16 protein-coding genes are annotated in these 23,587 nt (G+C 72.9%); 2 read left to right on the forward strand and 14 right to left on the reverse strand.

Features of this window, described 5'->3' with window-relative positions:
• Positions 1-167 precede the first annotated feature (167 nt).
• Entirely contained in the window at positions 168-365 is a 198-nt protein-coding gene (locus tag WME76_RS28260; RefSeq protein ID WP_061618166.1) for a hypothetical protein, read from the forward strand.
• On the opposite strand, the gene WME76_RS28265 is transcribed toward WME76_RS28260, so the two are convergent.
• The 5 genes from WME76_RS28265 to WME76_RS28285 all read right to left on the reverse strand — a co-directional run bounded on the left by WME76_RS28265 (position 366) and on the right by WME76_RS28285 (position 5,786).
• Positions 366-1,289, reverse strand: coding sequence for an FAD binding domain-containing protein (locus WME76_RS28265; RefSeq protein WP_437955378.1), 924 nt, complete (start codon positions 1,287-1,289; stop codon positions 366-368). It abuts the gene before it with no gap.
• Positions 1,286-1,768, reverse strand: coding sequence for a (2Fe-2S)-binding protein (locus tag WME76_RS28270; protein ID WP_437955379.1), 483 nt, complete (start codon positions 1,766-1,768; stop codon positions 1,286-1,288). The genes WME76_RS28265 and WME76_RS28270 overlap by 4 nt, the downstream gene beginning before the upstream one ends.
• On the reverse strand, positions 1,765-4,110 hold the full coding sequence (locus WME76_RS28275; RefSeq protein WP_437955380.1) for a xanthine dehydrogenase family protein molybdopterin-binding subunit: 2,346 nt from the start codon (positions 4,108-4,110) through the stop codon (positions 1,765-1,767). The genes WME76_RS28270 and WME76_RS28275 overlap by 4 nt, the downstream gene beginning before the upstream one ends.
• Positions 4,111-4,200: 90 nt before the next feature.
• Positions 4,201-4,845, reverse strand: a complete 645-nt coding sequence (locus WME76_RS28280; protein WP_437955381.1) for a nucleotidyltransferase family protein — start codon at positions 4,843-4,845, stop codon at positions 4,201-4,203.
• Positions 4,842-5,786 carry an XdhC family protein gene (locus tag WME76_RS28285; protein ID WP_437955382.1) on the reverse strand — a complete coding sequence of 315 codons (945 nt, stop codon included), beginning with the start codon at positions 5,784-5,786 and terminating at the stop codon, positions 4,842-4,844. The genes WME76_RS28280 and WME76_RS28285 overlap by 4 nt, the downstream gene beginning before the upstream one ends.
• A 185-nt stretch (positions 5,787-5,971) precedes the next feature.
• Between WME76_RS28285 and WME76_RS28290 the strand changes: the two genes are divergently transcribed.
• Positions 5,972-7,894 (forward strand): HEAT repeat domain-containing protein, encoded by a 1,923-nt coding sequence (locus tag WME76_RS28290; protein WP_437955383.1) that lies wholly within the window; start codon positions 5,972-5,974, stop codon positions 7,892-7,894.
• 1,700 nt (positions 7,895-9,594) lie between these two features.
• On the opposite strand, the gene WME76_RS28295 is transcribed toward WME76_RS28290, so the two are convergent.
• From WME76_RS28295 to WME76_RS28335, 9 genes are all read right to left on the reverse strand, one after another.
• Complete coding sequence (locus tag WME76_RS28295) at positions 9,595-10,908, reverse strand: hemolysin family protein (RefSeq protein WP_437955384.1); 1,314 nt, start codon at positions 10,906-10,908, stop codon at positions 9,595-9,597.
• 63 nt (positions 10,909-10,971) lie between these two features.
• On the reverse strand, positions 10,972-12,303 hold the full coding sequence (locus WME76_RS28300) for a glutamate--cysteine ligase (protein WP_437955385.1): 1,332 nt from the start codon (positions 12,301-12,303) through the stop codon (positions 10,972-10,974).
• Positions 12,304-12,375: 72 nt separating this feature from the next.
• Positions 12,376-13,317: a homocysteine S-methyltransferase family protein gene (locus WME76_RS28305; RefSeq protein WP_437955386.1), complete on the reverse strand. Its 942-nt coding sequence runs from the start codon at positions 13,315-13,317 to the stop codon at positions 12,376-12,378.
• Between the two features lie 254 nt (positions 13,318-13,571).
• Positions 13,572-16,394: a VWA domain-containing protein gene (locus tag WME76_RS28310; protein WP_437955387.1), complete on the reverse strand. Its 2,823-nt coding sequence runs from the start codon at positions 16,392-16,394 to the stop codon at positions 13,572-13,574.
• Positions 16,391-18,298: a vWA domain-containing protein gene (locus WME76_RS28315; protein ID WP_437955388.1), complete on the reverse strand. Its 1,908-nt coding sequence runs from the start codon at positions 18,296-18,298 to the stop codon at positions 16,391-16,393. The genes WME76_RS28310 and WME76_RS28315 overlap by 4 nt, the downstream gene beginning before the upstream one ends.
• A gap of 2 nt (positions 18,299-18,300) precedes the next feature.
• A complete protein-coding gene (locus WME76_RS28320; RefSeq protein ID WP_437285292.1) occupies positions 18,301-19,263 on the reverse strand; it encodes a DUF58 domain-containing protein in 963 nt (320 codons plus the stop codon).
• Positions 19,264-19,281: 18 nt separating this feature from the next.
• Entirely contained in the window at positions 19,282-20,286 is a 1,005-nt protein-coding gene (locus WME76_RS28325; RefSeq protein ID WP_437955389.1) for an AAA family ATPase, read from the reverse strand.
• Positions 20,287-20,358: 72 nt separating this feature from the next.
• Positions 20,359-22,296: a hypothetical protein gene (locus tag WME76_RS28330; protein ID WP_437955390.1), complete on the reverse strand. Its 1,938-nt coding sequence runs from the start codon at positions 22,294-22,296 to the stop codon at positions 20,359-20,361.
• Between the two features lie 339 nt (positions 22,297-22,635).
• Positions 22,636-23,475 carry a response regulator transcription factor gene (locus WME76_RS28335; RefSeq protein ID WP_437955391.1) on the reverse strand — a complete coding sequence of 280 codons (840 nt, stop codon included), beginning with the start codon at positions 23,473-23,475 and terminating at the stop codon, positions 22,636-22,638.
• Positions 23,476-23,587: the final 112 nt, after the last annotated feature.

Consider the following 23,587-nt stretch of genomic DNA (forward strand, 5'->3'; position numbering starts at 1 on the left):
ATCACGTACCTGCCTGATATGAAAGTCAAAATCAATTAGGCGCCGGGCCATGGAGACGCGTCCACGCTTCCACGCGATGTTGCAGCGCCGTCGCCTTCGCGTCGCCCTTCCAGCGCATCCTCCCGCCGCTCGGGCCGTCCCGGAGCGTTCGTCGTCGAGGAGTGCTCATGAACCACGACATCGGCATGATCTGCCCAGCCTGCGGCTGCATCACCATCTTCCAGGCCGGGACCAACACCCCCCGCCAGTGCGCTCGCTGCCACGACGAGGATCTCCCGCCCGCGCTGCCGCCGCGCGAGCGGCCGACGCGGCCGGGCGGGCGCGCACGCCGACCGGTGGCCATGCAGCTCGACTGGATGGAGTGATCAGACCGGCGCGCCGAGCTGCCGGAGGAGCTCTCGCACGACGCTGCGCGCGCAGTGCTCCCGGTAGGCCCGCGTCGAGCGCACGTCGTCGATGGGCGAGATGTCCTGCGCCACAGCGGCGTCCACCTCGTCCGGGGTGAGCTCGGCGATCGGGCGCGACAGACAGAGGGCGCGCACGCTCGGCAGGAGCGCCGTCGTGGGCGCGACCGACGCCATCCCCAGCCCGAGCCGCGCGAGCCGCCCGGACCGCACCTCGGCCACGCCCGCGAGCGCGACCTTCGAGATCGCCTGGGCCCGGCGCGCGCCGACCTTCCGCCAGTACCAGGGCGATCCGGGCGCCGGCAGCGCGATCTCCACGGCGACGATCACCTCGTCGGGCGCGCGCGACGTGCGCTTGTAGCCCGTCTGCAGCGCGCTCATCGGGATGCGCCGCTCCCCCCGGACGCTCTGCACCACGATCGTCGCGTCGTACGCGGCGAGCGCGGCGACGCCGTCCGCCGCCGGCGACGCCGTGGCCAGGTTGCCGCCGAGCGTGCCGCGCGCCTGGATCTGCACCGCGCCGACGTCGCGGCTCATCCGGGCGAGCAGCGGCGCCCGCTCGAGGATCACGTCGCTCCGGCGCATCTCGAGGTAGGTCGTCGCGGCGCCCACGCGGAGCGTGTCGCCGGAGAGCGAGACGCCGCGCAGGTCCGCGAGCCGCGACACGTCCACGACGAGCGGCGGCGCGGCCGGCGCGGCGCCCGCCGGGTCCGCGGTGGAAATCTTCAGCGGAGGCCCGAGCTCCCGCTCGACGATCCAGTCGGTGCCGCCGGCCAGGAGCGCGACCGGCGCGCCGAGCGCCGCCTGCTCCGCCACGAGCTCGCACAGCGGGCCGAGCCCGGCGACGCGCCGCATCTCGAACAGGCGGAGATCGGTGATGCTCACGGCGCCGTCCCTCCCCCGCCCCGGCGCAGCGACGCCGCGGCGCGGACGCTCTCGACGATGCGCTGGTAGCCGGTGCAGCGGCACAGGTTGCCCGCGAGCGCCTCGCGCACGTCGAGCTCCGAGGGGTCCGGGTTCCGCACGAGCAGCGCCTCGGCGGCGAGGAGCATGCCGGGCGTGCAGATGCCGCACTGCGCGCCGCCCTCCTCGATGAAGCAGCGCTGGAGCGGCGACAGGTGCCCGGCGCCGGCGAGGCCCTCGACCGTGGTCACGCGCCGCCCCTCGCACTGGCCGATCGCGACGAGGCACGCGTTCACGGGATCGCCGTCGATCAGCACCGTGCACGCGCCGCACTCGCCCTCCGCGCACCCCTCCTTCGTGCCCGTGAGCCCGAGCGGCCCCCGGAGCGCGTCGAGCAGCCGCGAGAGCGGCGGCAGGTCGACCTCGCGCGGCGAGCCGTTGACGACGAGCGATACCTTCATGCGCGATCCCCCCTCCCCGCCGCCGACCGCGGCGCTGCGGCGGCGCGCGCCGCCTCGAACAGGCGCTCCGGCGTGAGCGGCAGCGCGCGCGCGGCGATCCCCGTCGCGTGCTCCACCGCCGCGGCGATCGCGGGCGCGCCGCCGTCCATCGGCATCTCGCCGATGCCCTTGGCCCCGCCGCCCGGCCCGAACGGGAACGGCTCCTCGACAAGGACGACGTGGAACGGCGGCGCGTCGAGCGACGTCGGGATGATGTAGTTGGTCATCCGCGGGTTCCTGATCTTGCCGCCCTGCCAGACGATCTCCTCGGAGAGCGCCCAGCCGATGGCCTGGAGGCTGCCGCCCTCGATCTGCCCCTTGCACATGATCGGGTGGATCGCCTTGCCCACGTCGGTGGCCGACCAGAAGTCGACGACCGTCACCTCGAAGGTGTCGAGGTCGACCTCGACCTCGGCCACGTCGCACGCCCAGCCGAAGCACGGGTACGCGTCTCCCTTGTACGCCTCGTCGTCCCAGCGCACGTAGCCCGGCGGCTCGTACTGCTTCAGCGACGTCACCTGCCCCTCGCGGGCGAGCAGCCGGTCGGCCGCCTCCTCGAACGTCAGCGCCGGCGGCGCCTCCGCCGCGCCGCCCTCCCCGTCGTGCTGCCACGCCGCCCGCGCCGCCTCCTGCTCCTCGCGCACGCGGCCCGCCAGCTCGCGCGCCGCGGCCTCGAGGATCGAGCCGACCACCATCACCGTGCGCGACGCCACGGTGGGCCCCGAGTCGGGCACGGTCGTCGTGCACGGCACCGCGAACTCGACGCTGTCGATCGGCAGCCCCGCCGCGTCCGCGGCGATCTGCCGGAACACCGTCTCGGTGCCCTGGCCGATGTCCGTGGACGCCGTGCGGATGCGGAGCCGGCCGCCCGGCGCGAGATCCAGCGCGACCTTGCCCTTGTAGTAGCGCTCGCCCGACCCGGTGAAGCCCGCGCCATGCATGAACACGGACAGCCCGACCCCGCGCGCCACGCGCCCGCGCACGACCGGCCCCGCCGCGCGCTTCTGCCGGTAATCGCTCGCCTCGATCGCCCTCGCGATGCACTCCTCGCCCGCGACGCTCGCGCGGAGCACCTGCCCGGTCGAGGTCGAGTCGCCGGGGCGCAGCACGTTCTTCGCCTTCAGGTCGAGCGGATCGCAGCCGAGCTCCCGCGCGACGCGGTCGAGGTGCCGCTCGATCGCCCAGATGGTCTGCGGCGCGCCGAAGCCGCGGAAGGCGCCGTTCGGCGGCGTGCTCGTCGCCACCGCGGTCGCCTCGATCCAGACGTCGTCCCAGCGGTAGGCGCCCGACGCGTGGAGGGCGCCGCGCGACAGGACCACCTGCGACAGCGTCGCGTACGCGCCGCCGTCCATGAGGATCCGGATCTTCAGCGCGCGGAGCGTCCCGTCGCGATCGCAGCCGCTCGTGATCTCGCAGGACGCCGGGTGGCGCTTCGTCGTCGCCTCGATGTCCTCGGTCCGGTCGTAGATCATCCGCACCGGGCGGCCGCTCTTCTTCGCGAGGAGCGCCGCGTGAAGCGCGATGATCGACGGGTACTCCTCCTTGCCCCCGAAGCCGCCCCCGGTCACCGACTGCGTGACGTGGATCCGGTCGGGCGGGAGCCCGAACGCCTTCAGGAACGCCTTCTGCACGTAGAACGGGCACTGGATCGAGCCGGTCGCGTGCGCGCCGGCCTCGTCCCACCACGCCACGACCCCCTGCGGCTCGATGTAGAGCTGCTCCTGGTGGTGCGTGGCGTACGTCCCGGAGACGACCACGTCGCAGCGCGCGAGCGCCGCGTCGATGGCGGCCTCGCTCTGCTCCCGCTCGACGTCGGCGCGGCCCTTCGTGATGAGGTACCGCTTGAGGACGTTGTCGGCGCCCCAGATGATCTCGTCGCCCTCGAGCGCGGCGCGCGCGTCGAGCACCGGCGGCAGCGGATCGATGTCGAGCGTGACGGCCTGGACCGCCCGCGCGAGCTTGAGCCGGTCCGCGCAGCCGAGCAGGGCGATCGGCTCGTAGGCGTGGTTCACCTTGCCGGTGCCGAGGATCGGCTGATCGTCCAGGATCAGCGCGACCACGTTGACCGGGACGTCCTCGGCGAGCACCACCGTGACGTCGCTCCAGTCGAACGCGGGGTCGAGCCGCACCCCCCGGAGGATCCCGCGCGGCACGGGGCTCCGCACGGTGCGCCCGAAGATCTCGCCCGGCATCGCCGGGAGGTCGTCGACGTAGCGAGACGCCCCCGTGACCTTGGGAGGGCCGTCGGTCCGGGGCACGCTGATCCCCACGGCGCTCGCTGAAGCAGGAGGGCTCGTCGCCATTCGTGTGCTCCTCCTTGTTGACGATAGCCCTGTCCCCCGGGCCACGTCGACAGCGGGCGCGCCGCGCGACGCCGACGGCCCCGGCCGCCTTCAGGCCAGGAAGCGCGGCGGGCCCCCGAGGACGCGGATCACGTCGACCGGGACATTCAGGTCGTGCAGCACCCCCGGATCGTCCACCTCCTCGTCCACGCACCGGTCGCCGAGCGCCCTCAGGTGATCCCGGAGCGGCGGTGGGTCAGCCTCGAGGTAACGCTGGAGCGCCTCGGCGCGCAGCACCACCGGATGCCCGCCGCGGCCGTTGTGCCGCGGCCGCACCGCGAGCGGCGGCGCCGAGCTCGCGGAGGTCGCGCCCGCCTCCAGCCGGGCGAGCAGCCGCGCCACCGTGGCGGCGCTCGCGGGGGGCACGTCGACCGGCGTGACGATGACGGCGTCGGCGTCGCCGATGCGCGGCGCCGCGACGGCCAGCGATCCCGCAGGGCCGAGGTCGTCCGGCGCGGTCCAGGCGACAAGGTCGACGCCCGGCCGCACGTGGGCCAGCAGCGCGTGAAAGACCGAGCTGCGCACCACCACGAGCACCCGCGCGCTCTCGGCCGCGAGGCGCGCCTCGGCGTGCGCGAGCGCCAGCGGCCGCTCGACCCCTCCCTTCGTCGCCGGGGGCCAGGCCAGGAGGGCCTTCGGACCTCCGAGCCGCTTGCCCGCGCCCGCGGCGAGCACGATCGTGATCACGCTCTTCATCCGCCCTGCTCCTCCCCCGCCTGCGCCGTGACGACCGGCGACCATCGAGCGCGCTGCCGCCCCGCGCGCCAGGCGACCAGCTCCGCGGCGAGGGCGACGCTGATCTCCGCCGGCGTGCGCGCCCCGATGTCGACGCCGACCGGCATCCTGACCCGGGCGACGTCGCTCTCCGGCACCCCCTTCGCCTCGAGGCGCGCCCGCGTGCGCGCCGCCTTCGCCCGGCTCCCGACCCCGCCCACGTAGCCGAAGCCGCGCGCGAGCGCCCACTCGATCGCCGCCTGATCGAGGCCGTGGTCGTGCGTCATGACGAGCGCGGCCGCCTCGCCGAGGTCCCTCGGCATGCCCGCGATCACCTCGGGGTCGTCGTGATCGGCGAGCACGAGCCGCACCTGCTCCCCGGGCGCCGTCCCCGCCTCGCGCGGCGCGCCGTCGTGCGCGGGCAACGCGCCGGCGAGCGGCAAGGGCGGCGGCACGCGGGCCGGGTCGGCGGCGGCGACGCGCGCGTCGCAGAGGGTGACCCGGAAGCCGAGCGACGCCAGCAGGGGCGCGGCGAACGCGCCCACGTGCCCGGCGCCGATCACGAGGGCGTGCACGGCGGGCATCATCGGCTCGATGAGGATCTCGACCGAGCCGCCGCAGCACATGCCCAGGCTCGGGCCCAGGCGGAACGTCTCGAGCCTGGGCGTGCTGGCGAGCTCGCCGAGCGCGCGCGCCATCATGCCGAGCGCCGCCCGCTCGACGGCGCCGCCGCCGATCGTGCCGATCGCGGTGAGGTCATCGAAGAGGCAGAGCTTCTGGCCGGGCGTCGACGGCGCCGAGCCGTGCCGCGCCACCACGGAGGCGAGGACCACGCGCCGCCCCGCCTCGAGCGCGCCCAGCGCCGCGCGCAGCACGTCGTGCGGCAACGCCGTTCGCGGGATGACCTGGCTCGGATCCGGCATGGTGGAACTCTAGCGACCCGGAGGCCGAAAACGAGAGCGCCGAGAGGCCCGGCGATGAAAGAGCTTGCCGGAGCGCCGCGCTTGTCGCGAAAGTCGGCCGCGCGCGGCGAGCGGCGCAGGAGTCCTGGATGCCGGCCGGCTCGACCTGCCGGGATCCCCATGAGAACGCGGAGATCCCAGACCCGATGAGCCCCACCGCCACGCCCGATCCCGACCTCCAGCGCGCCCTCTCCGATCCGGGCTTCACGCCGGGCCGCCGCCACTTCGCCGCCCTGATGGATCTGCTCGAGACCGCCGGCGAGCCGTCCGAGCTGGCCGAGCGGGCGCTGCGCCGCGCCGGCGCGGCCGCGCTGCCCGCCGCGCTCGATCGCGCCGCCGGCGCGGCGCCGTCGCTGCGCGCGCCGCTCACCCGGCTCGTCGGCAAGCTGATGGCCGCCGCGCCGCTCGACGCCGAGCTCGCCGAGCGCGCGCGCGGCTACCTGCTCGCCTGCCTGCGCGACGACGATCGCCGCACGCGCCGCATGGCGGCGGTGGCGCTCGGCAAGCTGCCCGCGGCGGACGCCGGGCGGCCGCTGGTCGCCGAGGCGCTCGCCGAGGCCGCGCGCGGCGAGGGCTCGCCCGACGTCCGCCGCGCGCTGATCGACGCGCTGGGCAAGGTGGGCGGCGGCGCCGCGCTCGAGGCGCTGGCCGAGCTCGGCGGCGACGACGCTGTCGCCGGCGTGCGCGCGCGCGCCGAGCTCCTGGCCCGGCGAACCCTGTCGCGCGGCGAGCTGTCGGAGATCGCCGGCGATCGCGCGCCGGAGCGCCCCGCGCGCGTGGCGGTGCGGTGCCGGCGCGGGCTCGAGGCGATCCTCGCCGAGGAGCTCGCGACGCTCGACAAGGGGTCTCCCGGCGGGGGGCTCGTCCCCGAGCTCCGGAGCGATCCGTGCGGCGGCACGCGCGTGGAGGCGACGCTGAGCGGGCCGCTCGACGTCCTGTTCGGGGCGCGCACGATGCTGTCGTTCGCGTTCCCGCTGCCGCTGCGGAAGCTCGACGCGGGCGCCGACCTCGCCGCGGCCGTCGCCGAGCGGCTGCTCTCGCGGGAGTCGCGCGAGATCCTGCGCCGCTTCACCGTCGGCGCGATCCGCTACCGCATCGACTGGGCCGGCGGCGGCAAGCGCCGGGCGGCGGTGTTCCGCGTGGCCGCGGCGGTGGAGGCCGAGGCCCCGGAGCTCGTGAACGATCCGACCCAGAGCACGTGGGACGTGGTCGTCTACGAGGGCGCCGGCCGGGTCCGGGTCGAGCTCGCGCCGCGCCTGCCCGACCCGCGGTTCGCTTACCGCCGAGGCGACGTGCCCGCGGCGTCGCACCCGACCATCGCGGCGGCGCTCGCGCGCATCGCCGGGGTGCGCGGCGACGACGTGATCTGGGATCCGTTCGTCGGCTCGGGCCTGGAGCTCTGCGAGCGCGCCTTGCTCGGGCCGTACCGGCGGCTCGTGGGCTCGGATCGCGATCCCCGCGCCCTGGAGATCGCGCGCGAGAACCTCGACGCCGCGGGCGCGCGCGGCGCGGAGCTCCTCCAGCGCGACGCGTGCGGCGCGCCGCCCCCGGGCGACGCGCCCACGCTGATCCTGACGAACCCGCCCCTCGGGCGGCGCGTGGAGCGCACGGGGGACCTCGACGCGATGCTCGACCGCTTCGTCGAGGGCGCCGCGAGCGCCCTCGCGCCCGGCGGCAGGCTGGTGTGGATCTCGCCGTTCCCCGAGCGGACCGAGGCGATCGCGCGCCGCTCAGGCCTGCGGCCCGAGGCGATGCAGCGCGTGGACATGGGCGGCTTCGACGCCCAGATCCAGAGCTTCCACAAGGAGGCGCTCCGACCGCAGGCCATCCCCGATCGAGGCGACCGCCGGCGCGGGGACCGGATCGACCACCCCCCTGCCGGGCGCGGTGGGCGCGGCCCCCAGCAGGCCGAGCTCCGCGGCGAACAGCATCGCCCCCGCCGCCAGGAGGAGCGCCACGATCACCGCGATCACCATCCCGAGCCGCCCCGAGCGGTCGGGCGGCGCCTCGGTGTCAAAGCCCCCGTCGTCGGGCCGCCCGACGGGCGAGGTCGACGGCGCGGCGGATGAGACCTGCGCCGCCCGCTGCGCGGGGGCCGCGCTCGTCGGCGCGGCGAGGGCGCGCTGCGGGGGCGGCGAGGCTTGCTGCAGCGGGATGAGCGCGCCGGCGGCCGCGGCGCTCGGACCGGGGACCCTGCCGCTCCCCGCGTCGGCGCTCCCGGACGCGGCGGCCGCAGGCGCGCCCGCCGCGCGCTCGGGCGGCGCTGCGGGGGCGCGGCCTCTCGACGTGCCCTCGGCGAGCGCCTGCGGCGCGCTGAACGGCGCCACCGCCGCTGCCTGGCGCGGCACGACGGGCGTCAACGGCGGCGCCTCCCGGCTCCGCGTGGGCACGTCGTCCTCGTCGTCGTCGTCCCTGTCGTCGACGACCGTGGGCGCGTCCAGCGTCGGCTCGTCGTGGATGCCGTCGTCGTCGTCGGTATCGCCGAGGAACGGCATGGAGTCTTTCTGCAGGTGCAGCCCCGCCAGCGCGTCGCGCCCCGCGGCCGGGCGATCGCGCCCGGCGAACGGCGGCGCTGGCACGCCGAGGGCGGACTGCTCTCGATGGCCGCTGGCCGGCGACGCCGCGCCCGATCCAGGCTGCCCGACGCCGCTCACCCGGTGCGCGACGGACGCCGTCCCTCTGGAGCGCGGCGCTGCCAGGGCCGATCCCTCCCGCATGACGGTCAACTCGTCCTCGTCGCGATCCTCCCCGAACGACTGCGTCAGCGGGACCGCCCCCATGCCCGGGAGGCGTCCTGACGGGACCGGCGCGCGGGCGCGCGCGGCGGGAGCGTCCACGGCTGCCCGCGGCATCGGGGCGGCGCCCGGCCTCGGGGGTGACGCGCCGGCGAGCGCCGTCGGCGGCTGCGGGCGCTCGGGCGGGATGGGCGGCGGCGGCTGGCCTGCCGACGCGGCCGCCGCGCGCTGCGCGATGATCTGGTCGAGCTGCGCGGAGCTCAGCGGCGCGACGCGCATCAGCGTGCGCACCTCGTCGTCGTCCTCGTCGCTCGTCGAGTCCTCGTCGTCGAGCGGAAGCAGCGTGCGCGCCGCGGGATCGGGGTGCCACTCCTCGAGGGCGCGCCGGAAGGCGGCGGCGTTCGTCGTGCGGGCGGCGCGATCGCGGTGGAACGCGTCGTCGAGGATCCGCTGGAGATCGTCGTCGCCGACGTCGAAGACGGCGAGCGGCGCCGGCGACGAGCTCGCGATCCGCTGCCGCGTCTCGGCGTCGCTCCCGCCTCCGAAGGCGCTCGTCCCGGTGAGCACCTCGTAGAGCGTCGCCCCGATCGCCCACACGTCGTCGCCGGGCGACAGCGTCCCGCCCGCGACGCGCTCGGGCGACTGGTAGGCGATGCGGCTCGGCGTCTGGCGCAGATCGGCCAGGATCGCCTTCGAGGTGCGATCGACCGCGGCCGTCAGCACGCACTCGGGCGAGATGGCGCCGTGCGCGACGCCGAGCGCGTGCAGCGCCTCGATCCGCTTCGCGAGACGGATGGCCCAGCCGACGGCGTCGAGCTCGTTCACCGGGCCATCGCGCAAGATCCGAGTTGCAAGCGTTTCCACTTACGAAGCCAGCGTAGTACCGGTCCGCCGAACTTTGTACCTGGATCCGTGTGCAGCTCGCCCCCCGGACGACCGGTTCCGGGGGACGTGCCTCGCCGCGAACCTCCCGGGGCGGCGCCCTCGACGGACGGCACGGTTTCGTCGATCCGCGGCGCGGGGGGCGGCGCTCGTCACGACCGCTCGCCCCCGGCGACCTCGGTCGGGACGATGCGGACGCGCCGCACCCTCCGGCCAGCGACATCCATCGCCACGAGCGTGTAGCCTTCGCACTCCACCCGCTCGCCCGCCTCGGGCGGGTGCTCGAGCCGGCCGAGCATGTAGCCGCCGACCGTCTCGACGGTCTTCACCTCGGGCAGCAGCACGATGTGCGCGTCGCGCTCCAGGTCGGCGAGCAGCACGCGGCCGTCGACGTCGACGATGCCGCCGCCGCGCCGGTGGATCGGCGGCACCTCCTCGTCGTTCTCGTCGCGGATCTCGCCGACGATCTCCTCGATGAGGTCCTCCATCGTGACGAGCCCGATGAACTCGCCCGACGCGGAGGTGATGATCGCCACCGGCACCTGGCGCGCCTGCATCTCGAGGCGGAGACGCTCGACCGACGTGTTCTCGCGCGCGAAGATCGGCTTGCGGAGCAGCTCGGCCACGCGCGTCGCGCGGCGGCGCTGGCTGAGGACGTCGAACAGGTCGCGCAGGTGCAGGTAGCCGAGCACGTTCTTGCCGTGCTCGTCGAGCACCGGGTACCGGGAGTACCCGGCGTCGGCGACGATCCGCACCGCCTCGTCGATCGTCATGTTCGCGCGCAGGGTCGCCGCGTCGGAGCGGAGCGACATCACGTGCCGCGCCGTGCGCCGGCGCAGGTCGAAGATGCGCACGAGCATGCTGCGCAGCGCCGGGTCGAGCCCCGCGGGGCTCCTGGTCAAGAGCATCCGGAGCTCCTCCGAGGTGTGCGCGATCTCCTCCTCGCCCGCCGGCCGGAGCCCGAACAGCCGGACGAACCCGTTCGCCATCGAGTTCAGCGCCCAGATCACCGGCCACATCAGGACGAAGAACCCGTGCAGCGGCCGCGCCGCCCAGAGCGTGACCTTCTCGGTGCGCTGGATGGCGAGCGACTTCGGCGCGAGCTCGCCGATCACCGTGTGGAGCGACGTGATCACGATGAAGGCGATGCCGACGGCGATGGCGTGCGCGCTGATCCCCGCCCACGCGCCGAGCGGCGCGAGGTACGGCTCGATGAGGTGAGCGATCGCCGGCTCGCCGATCCAGCCGAGCCCGAGGGACGCGAGCGTGATGCCGAGCTGGTTGGCGGAGAGGTACGCGTCGAGCCGCTGCGACATCTGGAGCGCGAGCCGCGCGCGCGCGTCGCCCTCGCGCACGAGCTGCTCCAGGCGCGTCGGCCGCATCTTGACGATGGCGAACTCGGAAGCGACGAAGAACGCGTTCAGGAGCACCAGAAGCGCGGTGCCTAGGAGATAAACAACCGTCATGCAGGTCGACGTCCTCTGCCCGGTGCGCCAGGCCCCCCGCGCCCCCCGGGCGGCGAGCCGCGCTCAGATCCTCGCACGATCGAGGATCTTACTCCGCAGATCCGGGTCGTCGTTGCTGAGCCCATCCACGAGGGCATCTGCCGGCGATTGCCCCCTGGCGATGAGCGCGCTGATCCGCTCGAGGTGGACGCGCTCATCCTTGCCGTTCTTGTTCAGGCGCGCGCGCCGCTCGAGGCCGCCCGAGGCGATCGAGACGAGCTGCTCGGCCATCGCCGCGAGCGGCTTGCCACGGAACGTGGCGCGGAGCGCGCGCTCGGCGATCATCGGGCGCGCGGCCTCGAGCTCGTCGAACCGGAAGCTCTCGGAGAGGGCGTCGGCCTCGTCGAGCGCGCGCGCGTCGTACAGGATGCCTGCCCACAGCGCCGGGAGCGCGCAGATCAGGTTGGCCGGCAGCGAGTCGGCGCCGCGGACCTCGATGGTGCGCTTCAGCCGGACCTCGGGGAACAGCGTGTTGAGGTGCATCTCCCAGTCGGCGCGGGTGGCCCGGTGCCCCTGGCAGCCGTGCTCGAGGAAGTCGCGGAACGTCTGTCCCGTGTTCTCGATCACCTCGCCGTCGCGCTTGATGAGGAACATCGGCGCCTCGACCGCCCACGCGACGTAGTCCGAGAAGCGGCGGCCGCGCTCGAGCACGCTGCGGACGAGCCCTTGCCGCGAGGGGTCGACGTCGAGCCAGACCCTGGCGCGGTAGCTCCGGCCGCCGAACAGCGCGCCCTCGTAGAACGGGGAGTTCGCGAAGATGGCCGTCACGAGCGGGGACAGCCGGAGCGCCACGCGGAGCGCGCGCATCGCGCCCTCCTCGCTGGCGTAGTCGAAGTTCGCCTGCACGGTGGCGGTGCGGCGCATCATGTCGAGGCCGTGCGCCCCGCGCGTCGGCAGGTAGCGCCGCATGATCGCGTAGCGGGCCTTCGGCACCCAGGAGAGCTCGGCCTGCGACGCGAAGGGGTGGAACCCGATGCCGAGCCAGGCGAAGTTGAGCTCGCTGGAGATGTCGCGCAGCTCCGCGAGGTGCCCGGACATCTCCGAGCAGATCTGGTGGATGGTCTCGAGGGGCGCCCCGGACAGCTCGAGCTGCCCTCCGGGTTCCAGCGTCACCGAGGCGCCGGCCCGGACGAGCGCGATCAGCGGACCGTCGGGCGTCTCGTGCTCGGGCGTCCACCCGTGCCGCTCGACGAGCGCCTGGAGCACGGAGAGGATGCTCCGCTCGCCCTCGTACGGGATGGCGGCGCCCGTCCTGGCGTCGACCCCGAACTTCTCCGCCTCGGCGCCGATCCGGTGGACCGACTCGGGCTTCACGGCCTCGTGGAAGGGAAACAGCAGATCGTCGAACGTCTTCAACGGTTGAGACTTCGACTCACTCGCGTGGCTTGCGTCGGCCATCATCACGTTTCCGGTTTGTTTCGTTCTCGCCTAGAGCGCACGCCTCAGCAGGGGCGCGCGCTGCGCCGTGCGGAGCATCTTCGCGAGCGCACCGAGGTGCGCCAGCGTTGTCCCCGCTCCTCCCCCGAGCATCCGCGCGCCCGCCTCGATGAGCCGCATCGCGGATGCGGCCCAGGCGTCGCATACCTCGGCGGGCGCCGGGCGCTCTGCCCCGCCCGCCTGCGCCGTGTCGGCGCTGAGCAGCACGCCGACCTGGGCTTCGTGGGCGACGCCCTCGAGGCGCCGGAGGATGTTGAGCCCGAGGTCGACCGACGCGATCTCGAAGAGCAGCGCGTCGGCGCCGCTGTCGAGCGCTCCCCGGGCGACCTCCTCGAAGCCCTCGCCGTCGACGGTGCGCCCGGCGCCGTCGAGCTCCACGAGAGCCCACGTCGCGAGCTGCGTCGTGCTGGCGCTGACCACCGCGGCGCGGCGCGCGAGCCGCGCGACCGCGGGGGCGACGCACGCCGCCTGGGCTGGCTCGAAGCCGCATGCGACGAGGATCTCGCAGCCGGCCGCCGCGAGCCTGGCCGCATGGACCGCGTAATCTTCCGCAATCCGATCGGCCATGGGCGCGGCGGCAGTGTGGCCCAGGATACCGGCCACCGCCACGCGGCGCGAGGCTGCGCCCGCCGCCTCGCTCGCGAGCTCGACGGCGGTCCCGGTCAGCGCGGCGGCGCGGAACGCCATGCCGATGGGCGCCAGCGCGCGCGTCGTCGTCGCGGACGTGAGCGCCCGGACCACGTCGATCCCGAGCGCGATCTCCTGCTCGTGGAGCTCCGCGATCGCCCTGGGCGACTCACGGAGCAGCCGGCCGAGGGCGGTGTTGGACGACACCGCAGCGCCCCGGTAGCGGAGCGATGCGAGCGGATCGCCGCTGATGATGAGCGGACGACCTACCGGAGGCCGAGAGGTGGAGGCCTCGAGCGCGTTCACGTCCTTCGCTGCTTTCCAGGGCTCCTCTACCACCGGTCTATAAGGGGAAACTAGCCCAAGACGGCCCTTCCGCGTCGCGAAATGGTGCAGGCCGGCGGGCTGGGGCACAGCGATCCATGCAGCGCAGTCGGGGACTACCTGACGAAAGCTCGCCCACGCAAGGCGCGAAATCGGGGCGGGACGGGGGATCGGCGGTCATGAGGGCGCGGCTGTGCTACCGGGCCGTCCCATGGCGGGGAAGCTCCGGCCCGATGTCATACAGCCGGGAGCCTCTGTCCCCCCGGCCCGCGGCCCCGGCGGGCGACGAACTTCCGGTCGAAGAGCCGCACCCGCCGGACGAACAGGTCGAGCAGGAAGACGGCCATGGCGGCGTAGATGAACCGCGGCCAGAGCTCCTCGTGGAAGGTCACCTTCTCCCCTGCCGGGTCGAAGATGGCCGCCACGCCGTTCGGATCGACCGCGCCGCCGGTCGACACCGCAGCCTTCTCGAGGGTCGCGAGCTCGGGCTCGAAGCTTGCGTACTCCCGCGGGTACGGGTTCGAGACGTGGCCATAGCTGACCGCGACAGCTCGCAGGGAGCCGTCCTCGGCCTCGCGCAGGTGCTCCGCGCGCAGCAGGAAGGAGCCGTACCGGTCCAGCGGGAGCGCCGCCTCGTACCGCCCCGGCGCGGTCTGACGCATGTCGACGACCCGCGTCGTGCCGCCCGGCTCGGGCCCGATGATGCTGAGCCGGGAGGTCAGGTTGTTCTCGAACCGGTCGTCGGCCCCGAACGCGTCGACGGACGCGCGCAGCTCTCCGTCCACGATCTCGGCCTTCATGTCGAGCTCGCGCCGGTGCTTCTGGCGCATGTGCTCGTGGATGAGCTGCCCCCAGAACTTCTCGAAGCCCGGCCACCTCAGCCACTCCACGGCCCAGCGCGCCTTCACGTCGCTCGTCCAGGCCAGCGTCCACCCGAGGCCGACCCGCCACCGCGCGAGGATCGGCTCCTCGGTGTCGCTCGTGAGCAGCTCCTGGGCCGGCGATGGCTTCAGCTTGGTCGAAACGTAGCCGTGCAGGTTCGGCGCGGTGCGGACGTCGATGCCGCGGAGGAACGCAGCGTCGCCGACCTGGGTCACCGGGAACCACTCCTCGACGGCCGCGGCGCGCGCGACCATCTCGGTCTCCCTGGTGAAGATCCGCGGCAGGTTGTTCGGGTCTGGCACCGCGTGGAAGCGCCCGCCGCCCACGTCGGCGATCATCTTGAGGAGCTGCTCGTCCAGATCGTTGCCCAGCCCCACGGTGGTCACGGTGATCGACTCGGCGATCATGGCGGACACGAGGTCGCGGATGCCGCCCGTCGACGCCTTGCCGTCGGTGAGCAGGATGACGTGCTTCTTGCGCGCCTGCGTCACCGTCATGTCCTGGTAGGCGGCGTCGAGGGCAGCGAAGATCTCGGTCCCGCCGCCTGGCTGGATGCGCGCGATCTCACCGGCGATGCGCGAGCGGTTGCGCGCGGGCTGCATCTTCACGTAGCGGGTCGGCGCCGAGTCGAACGCGATGACCTCGATCAGGTCGTCCGATCCCAGGACCCCCGCCGTCGCCTTGGCCGCGGCCTTGGCCATCTCGAGCGGCAGCCCGGTCATCGACCCCGAGCGATCCATGACGAGCGCCATCGCGATGCTCGGCATGTCCTTCTTCCGCTCGTTGTCCATCCGTACCGGCAAGATCCGCTCGATGGTCGTGCGGTACCAGCCGCCGAGGCCGTACCCCGACTCGCCGCCGGCGAAGAGGAACCCTCCGCCGAGATCGCGCACGTAGCTCTCGATGATCTCCTGTCCCTGCAGGCTGAGCGCTTCCTTCGGGGTGTCCGACACGATCAGGAAGTCGTAGCGCTCCATCTCCTTGAGGGAGCCGGGGAAGCCGGCCGGCGGCCTGACGTCGACGTCGAGCTGCTGCGCGGTGAGCGCGCTCGAGAGCGGGCCAGCGTGCTGCGGCGTCCCCTCGATGTAGAGCACGGACGGGCGTCCGGGCACGTCGATGGTGGTCGCGTACCGGTTGTTCTCCTTGAACTTGTCGTCCGCGATCTGGTCGAGCTCGAGCGCGTAGGTCACCTGCCCCGCGATGCGCACGACGCTCTTGAACATGACGTCGTTCGGCCCCGCCTTGAGCTCGAGATCCCGGATGCCCTCGAGGCCGTTGAGGGCCTCCCCCTGGAACAACCGCGCGCGCGCCTTCGTGGCGCGGCTGGCGTAGATATCGGCGTGGATCTCGAACGTCTCGCCGACCTTGACCCGGTCCGGCATCCTGAGCTCCCGCACCGCGACCTCGGGCGGCGCGGGCCGCCGGTACGGGATCGAGAACAGCCGCACCCCGAAGTCGCGCGCCCGGTTGGCCTCGGCGAGCACGTCGCCGTCGGTCTGCACGCCGTCCGACATCAGCACGGCGCGCTTCAGGTGGCCGGGCGGATACAGGCCGTAGGCGAGCTGCAGCGCCGCCTGCAGGTTCGATCCCGCGCCGAGATCGCCGCGCTGCCCCTTCTCGTCGAGGTGGCGGCCGATCGCCGGCGCGCGCCGCTCGGCGTCGCCCCCTGCCGCCTCGCCGGCCGCGCGCTCGACGAGCCTCGGGCGCCGCGCGAACGTGATCACCTTGATGACGCCGTCCTCCGGCTTCTCGGCGAAGGCCTTGTCGAGCGTCGCGCGCGCGTCGTCGAGCGCCTCGTCCGTCACGGATTCCGAGACGTCGATGAGGTAGATGGTGGCGACCTTCTCCGTGGTCGCGGTCTTCGCGAGCCGCGACAGCCCGAGCGCGATCAGCGCGACGAAGGCGATGCGCAGCAGCACGGAGAGCACGCGCTGCGGGAGGGGAAGGTCGGCGAGCGACCCCGCGAGGACCCCGACGAACCAGGGCGCGAGCAGGAGCGCGCCGAGCATCTTCGGGTTGAGGAGCTCGTATTTCACCCCCTCGCGCACCCACGTGAGCGTCGGATCCGGATGGAGGAGGACGTACTTCCGGTACGCCCAGAACAGGATCCCGCCGAGGGCGACGCAGGTGATGGCCCACGCGACGACGCGGAACTTGCGGCCACGGAACGCGCTCACACCGTCACCCTCCTGTGGTACGTGAACCACTCGATCGCGGTCACGAGGAGCACCGCCGCGAGCAGGTAGACCCAGAGCTCGCGGCGAACGCCGATCTTGAACTCGCTCACGGCGCCCGCGCCGCGGCCGTCGACCTTGAGCTCGGCGGCGGGGGCGATCGCGCTCTCCTGCGGCGCGGAGAGGTTCGCGGCGAACGTGCTCTCCTCCTCCGCGCCAGCGCCGCCGACGCGCAGCGTGTAGAAGCCGGCGTGCTGCCCCAGGAACACGGCGCGCCCGTCCTGGATCGGGACCATGCGCTTCGTCCCGTCGGGCTGCTCCAGGCTCGCCGTCTCCGCGGACGAGGACGCCGGGATGTGCCAGACGACGCCCGTGCGGAACGAGGAGATGTAGCTCGTGTCCTCCTCGACGAAGTTGTTGATCGCGTTGAGCAGGAAGAGCGGCCAGGCGATCCGCAGGGGAAAGTCGCTCTCGCGGACGTCGAACCCGAGCGCGACGAACTTCACGCCGCCGCGCCGCCCCTCGATGAGCAGCGGGCCCTTGTAGCTCCGTCCGACGACCCGGTCTTCCTTGATGCCCTTGAGCGTGTGAGCGCGCGCGATGTTCACGTCGCCGAGCGCCGTGTAGCGCAGGAGCGGGTGCTTCGCGTCGAGCTCGTCGAAGCCCAGGCGGTAGTTCGGATCGTCGTCCAGGACCTCCTTGCCCACCTCGAACGGGAGGCCCGTCCCGGTCGGGTTGAGGTAGAGCAGGCTGCCGCTGCCCGCCGCGACGGTCGGCGCCACGCCGTCGAAGATGGTCACGTCGAACGAGGCGGCCGCCGGGTAGCGCTGCGGCTCGACGAACGTCACGTCGAGGTACTCGTCGAGCAGCAGCGCCGCCTCGAGGAACATGTTCCCCGCCGTGACGACCTGGACGCGCGCGCGGCGCCGCTCGGGGAGCAGCGCGTAGGCGCGGTTGTCCGCGGGCAAGTCGTCGGAGCTGCCGTCGGCCAGCGCGAGCTTCGCCTCGAGCGTCTTCGAGGCGCCGGAGAGGTTCGGGTAGAAGCGGGGCAGCTTCTCCTTGGGCTGGAGCCGGATGCGCGTCAGGTCGGTGAGCTGGCCGTCGCCGAGCAGCGACAGCTCGAGATCGAGCGGCTCGTCGCTCGTGTTCGTGACCTCGAGCATCACCTCGTAGCGGCTCTTGTCGAGCGGGTAGCGCCGCACCGAGAACCCGGTGATCGCGGCGTTCCGCGAGCCCTTGCCGATGGGCAGGAACGACAGCTTGACGTCGCCGAGGCGCACGGGCCCGCCGGCGTCGGCCGGCTCGCCCAGCGCGCCGTCGCTCACGACGATGATCTCCGGCGACGGCAGCCCGCTCAGGGTGTCGCCCGCGAAGCGGAGCGCGCGCGCGAAGTCGGCGGTCGCGTCGGTCGGCTTCACCGCCGCGACCGCGGCCTCGAGGTCGGCGATCTCCCCGGTGAGCGTGGACAGGGGCGTGACGGCCGCGTCCATCTGGGCCAGCAGCATGCGGTCGCTGCCGGAGAGGCCGCGGACCATCTTCCTGACCTCCTCTTTCGCGAGCTCGATGCGCGAGGGCGCGACGTCGATGGCCTGCATGCTCGCGCTCGCGTCGATGAGCACGACGATGTTGCGCCCCTCGACGAGGTTCGCCTGCGGGCGCGGATCCCCGAGCGCGAGCAGCAGCAGCGCGAGCAGCGCGAGCTGCAGGAGCAGCGAGAGCAGCCGCTTGAGCTGCGAGAACAGGCTCGTCGCCTCCTTGTCCCGGAGGACGCGCTCCCAGATCTTCGAGAAGGGGACGGCGACGGGCCGCCGGCGCAGCTTGAGGATGTAGAAGACGACGACCACGGCCCCGGCGAGGGCGCCGATCTGGAGCAGGGTCTGCAGCGGGACGCCGGTGAAGTGCAGCATGGCTACCGGAGGAAGCCGCCTCTGCGGAACACGCGCAGGATCAGCTCGTCGAAGGGGACGGACACGTCGGCGCGGAAGTAGCTCACCTGCCGCGACGTGCAGAAGCGGCGGATCTCGTCGAGGTACTGCTCGTGCGCCGCGGCGTAGCGATCGAGCACCTTCGCGGTCACCGTGACCTCGCGCTCCTCCCCGGTCTCGCAGTCGTAGACGCGCACGTCGCCGCGCAGCGCGGGCCGCGCCTCGCGCGCGTCGGCGATGTGGAGCACGAACGGTTCGAAGCGGTTGTACCGGAGCACGTTGATGCCGCGCTCGAAGCCAACCGGGTCATAGAGATCGCTGAGGATGACCGCGAGCCCGCGCCGCTTGTGCTGCGCCACGAAGGTCTTCATCGCCTCCCCGAGGTCGGTCGCGCCGTCCGCGCGCGCCTGCCCGAGGAAGCGGAAGATCCTGAAGATCCGCGCCTTGCCGCGGGTCGACTGCATGCGCCCGCTGATCTCGTCGGTCGCGGTGACGATCGCGATGCGGTCGAGGTTGGCGAGCCCCACGTACGCCAGCGCCGCGCAGAGGCGCTTCGCGTGACGCAGCTTCGCGCCGTCGCCGAACGCCATCGACGCCGACGTGTCGAGGATGAAGTAGATCGAGAGGTCTTCCTCCTCCTCGTAAAGCCGGATGAGGAGCCGGTCGAAGCGCTGGTACGCGGCCCAGTCGAGGTACCGGAAATCGTCGCCGGGCGCGTAGTCGCGGTGATCGGCGAACTCGACCCCGGAGCCGGTCTTCTTGGTCCGCCGCTCCGCGCGCATCGCGCCGGAGAAGACGCGGCGGCTCACCATCGCGAGGTAGTCGAGCTTGCGCTGGAACTCGTCGTCGAAGAGATCCTCGTCGGAGGCGCTCGCGGAGAGCGGCGAGAGCCCGGAGAGCCGTCGGAGCGGCGCGGCGGCCCTCTTGAACGCGTCGAAGAGCCCCATGCTACCTTCGACGTTCCCTCATTTGCTCTCCGGCAGGTGCTTGAGGATCGCCTGCAGCACCTCGTCCGTCTTCACGCCCTCGGCCTCTCCCTCGAAGTTGAGGAGCACGCGGTGGCGCAGCGCGGGGAGCGCGCACGCCCGCACGTCGTCCACCGACGCCGCGAACCGACCCTCGAAGAGCGCCCGGATCTTCGCGGCGAGCAGCAGCGCCTGCGCCCCGCGCGGCGACGCGCCGAACTTCACGAACCGCTTCACCTCGTCGAGGCTCTCGCCCTCGGTCGGGTGCGTGGCCTGGAGGAGCCGCACCGCGTAGTCCTGGACGTGCTTCGCCACGGGCACCTCGCGCACGAGCCGCTGCATGGCGATGATCCGCTCCCTGTTCAGGACCGGCCGGACCGCGATCGCCTCGGTCCCGGTGGTCCGCTCCAGGATCGAGTTCAGCTCGTCACGGCTCGGGAACGGCACGTGAAGCTTGAAGAAGAACCGGTCGAGCTGCGCCTCGGGGAGCGGGTACGTCCCCTCGCTCTCGAGGGGGTTCTGCGTCGCCAGGACGAAGAACGGCTCCTCGAGCGTGTAGCTCTGGCGCGAGACGGTGACCCGGTGCTCCTGCATGGCCTCGAGGAGCGCGCTCTGCGTCTTCGGCGTCGCGCGGTTGATCTCGTCGGCGAGGACGATGTTGGCGAAGATCGGCCCCTTGCGGAACGAGAACGACCGCTGTCCGCCGGCGCTCTCGTCGATGACCGTGGTGCCGATGATGTCCGCCGGCATCATGTCGGGCGTGAACTGGATGCGCGAGAACTGGAGGTCGAGCGCCTCGGCCATGGTGCGGACGAGCATCGTCTTGCCGAGCCCCGGCACGCCCTCGAGCAGCGCGTGCGAGCCCGCGAGCATGCACGTGAGCACACCGTCGACCACCTCGCGGTTGCCGACGATGACCTTCCCCACCTCCTCGCGCAGCCCTCCGATGCTCGCGCGGAACTCGTCCACCTCAGCGCGCGCTGCTTCCTTCGTCTTGTCGGCCATAGCTTCCTGCTTCGAGCCCGCTGTCGCGGAGCGTCCGTGGAGGCGCGGTCGCGTTCGAGCCGCCGGCTCGACTCACTCGCGCGGCCTGATCAGCTGGAAATACCGGTTCACGTAGAACCGGTATCCATCGGGGATCTGGTCCTTGTTGATCTGCTGCTCTGCGACGGTGTGATAGTCGGTGAAGACCTTCTTGTAGCCGGTTCCCTTGAAGCCCCGCTCGGCCGCGCTGAGGATGACCTCGCTGTTCGAGGGCCCCTCCTGGGTGTCGAGCCCCTGCGCCTGGACGTCCTGCGTCCCCATCTTCGGGTCCGTGCGCTTGCCCGCGACCTCGCCGCCGCGGCCGGAGCCGGCGCCGTCGCCGCCCGGCTGGTTGCCGCCGTTGCTGTTGCCCTGGCCGCTCCCCTGCCCGTCCTGCCCCTGGCCTTGCCCGCCCGGCATCAGGATCTTCTTGCCGCCGGGCCCGATCACCAGCTCTTGCCCCTGGCCCTGCCCGCCCTTGCCCTGGCCTTGCTGGCCGTCCTGCCCTTGCTGCTCGCCCTGGCCCTCCTGGCCCTGGCCCTGCTGACCCTGCCCCTGCTGCTCTTCGCCGCCGCCCTGGTTGCCGCGGGCGCGCTTGCCGAAGCGGAGCATCCTGGCCATCCGCTGCTTGCCGCCCTGCCCCTGCTGGCGCACGAGCTCCCGGAGCTCCTCGAGCCTCTGGCGCAGCTCTTCCTTCTCCTGCTCGGACATCTCCTCTTGCTGCATCCGGTTGATGTCCTCGGCGGCCTGCTCGAGATCGTCCGCCGACATCCCGAGATCCCGCATCAGGTCCTCGGCGGCCTTGGCGAGCTCCCGGTCGAGCCGGTCGAGCTGGCGTCCGGTCCGCTCCTTCTGCTCGGCGTCGCGGTCGAGCCGCTCCAGCTCGCGCTCCTTCTTCTTGAGCAGCCGCTCCTCCTCGGCCTTCTGCTGGTCGCTCGTGGAGGCCTTCTGCTTCTGCTTGAGCAGCTGCTCGCGCACCTCGGCCCGCTTCTCGTTGATCGCGGCGAGGGCCTCCTTGCGGCGTGAGGCCGCCTCGGCGAGCGCCTTGCGCAGCCGCTCGATCTCGGCCTTGTCGAACTTCTGCTTCTTGTCACGGAGCTTCTCGGCGAGCTCCTTCAGGTCCTTCTTCGCCTTCTCGAGGTCCTTCTTCTCGAGAGACTCGCCGACGCCCTTCGCCAGGTCGCTCTTCTTGAGGTCGAGCCCGGTCTCCTTCAGCGCTTCCTCGAGCGCCTTCAGGTCGGCCTCGGCCCCCTTGAGGAGCTCGCGCTCGAGCGCCTCCATGCGGCGGAACGCCTCGGTCCGATCGAGGCGCTTGTTGGCGATGTCCTCGATGAGCTGGTTGAACCGCTCGACCGCCGACTTCATCTCCGGGCTCTGGTCCGGCCGGTCGAGCGCCTTCGCCGCGTCCTTGAAGAGCTCGATGTCGTCGGGCGACATGGCGAGCGCGTCGATGGTCTGCGCGACGGGCGCCGTCTTGCGCGGCGTCCGCACCTCGAGCAGCGCCACCGCGAGCACGCCGAGGCCGACCGCGGCCGACGCCAGGAGCTCGCGCGGGACGGCGAGCGGCGCGGCGCCGGCGGGGCGCAGCCCTGCGGCGTGCTCGCAGGCGTCGTCGATCGCCGCCTCCATGAGGGGGGTCCGCTGCGCGGCGGGCACCGCGTCGAAGGCGAGGGCGTTCGTGAGCCGGTCGTGGAGGCCGTGGTGCCGGTCGAGCGCCATCGTGCCCGCGCGCGGAGGCAGCCGGCGCAGCATGGCCACGACGAGGGTGGCGAGGACGAGCAGCCCGGCGCCGAGGAGGAGCTGCCGCGCGCGCTGCTCGCCCAGGTGCGCTGGAAGCGCCTTGTGGACCGCGAGCGTGCCGGCGGCGATCGCCAGCGCGACGGTCAGCGCGCTCGGCGCGGCGCGGAGCGCGCGTCCGAACCGGAGCCTCAGCTCGACAGCGAACGCGGCGCTGCGGATGCGGTCCAGGTGCTTCGTGCGAGAGTCGCTCACGGTGCTCAGCGCTCCGGACGCCCCCCGCGGGGGCCCTCGAAGTGGAAACGTCGCAGCATTGTACCCGCTGACGGGTCACGCGCCCGAAAGTTCCTGGAGACGCGGCGCGCGGCGCGCGAGAGCATGACGCGCGGCAAACCCTGACGATTCCCCGCGCAGGGCAGCTTCCACGTCAGCGGACAGACGGCATCGATGCGCGATGTCGACCGACGCGTGAGGACCATCGCCCCGAGGTCTGTGTCCGGGCGGCGTCCCTCGACTCGGCCTGGCGGCCGAGCGCGTGCATGGCGTGAGAACAACGGGACCGGGCGCCGCGCGCAGCGCGGGCCCCGGGCTCGATCACTTCGCGGTCTTCTTCTTGGGTGCCGCCTTGCTGGCAGCCGGCTTTTTCGCCGCGCCCTGCTTTGCAGACGACTTCTGCGAGGCGGCTGACTTCTTCGCCGCAGCCGGCTTCTTCGCCACCGGCTTCTTCGCCGCGACCTTCTTCGGCGCGGCCTTCTTCGACGCGGCCTTCTTCGGCGCGGCCTTCTTCGCGGCCGGCTTCTTCACGGCCGCCTTCTTCGCGACCGCCTTCTTCGCCGCGGCCGGCTTCTTCGCCGCAGCCGTCTTCTTCGCCGCGGTCCTCTTGGGCGCCGCCTTCTTCGCGGCCGCCTTGTGGGTCGCGGCGCCGTTTGCCCCCGACGTTTGCTGCGCGCGCGGCGCCGGCTCAGACACGGGCTCTTCGTTCTCCTCGCCCTCGCCGCTCGCCTGGCTGCCGTTCGATCCAGGCAGCGCCTTCGCGTAACGCGCGAGCGTCTCGCGCACGCACGCGTCGAGGTCCCCGAAGTCGAACGGCTTGTTCAGCCAGGCGTCCGCCGCGAAGAGCGGCGAGGTCATCTCGTTCAGGTTCTCACCGATCCCGGTGAGCATGATGACGCCGGTGTTCGCGAAGGGCCGACCGTCGGACGTGTCGCCCTTCAGCCGCTTGCAGATCTCCCAGCCGCTCATGCCGGGCATCATCACGTCCAGGATCACCAGATCCGGCGTGTGCTCGCGCGCGAGCTCCCAGGCGGCGTCCCCCTCGGAGGCCTCGATCACGGCGAAGCCGAGGTTCCTCAGGTGACGCGCAACAAGGCTCAACATCGCCGGTTCGTCTTCAGCCACCAGCACGCGGGGCGGCTTCATGCTCGCGGAAGGCATCGTAGATGCGGATGAGAGTACGTGCGCGCGAACCGGTCAAGAGAGAACAATCCTCGCGCCGCGCGTCGAGCCCGCGCGGCCGCGGCGCGAGCTCGGCGCCGTCCCGCGTCCC

The sequence above is a fragment of the Sorangium sp. So ce119 genome, assembly GCF_051524405.1.
GTDB lineage: Bacteria > Myxococcota_A > Polyangia > Polyangiales > Polyangiaceae > Sorangium > Sorangium cellulosum_G.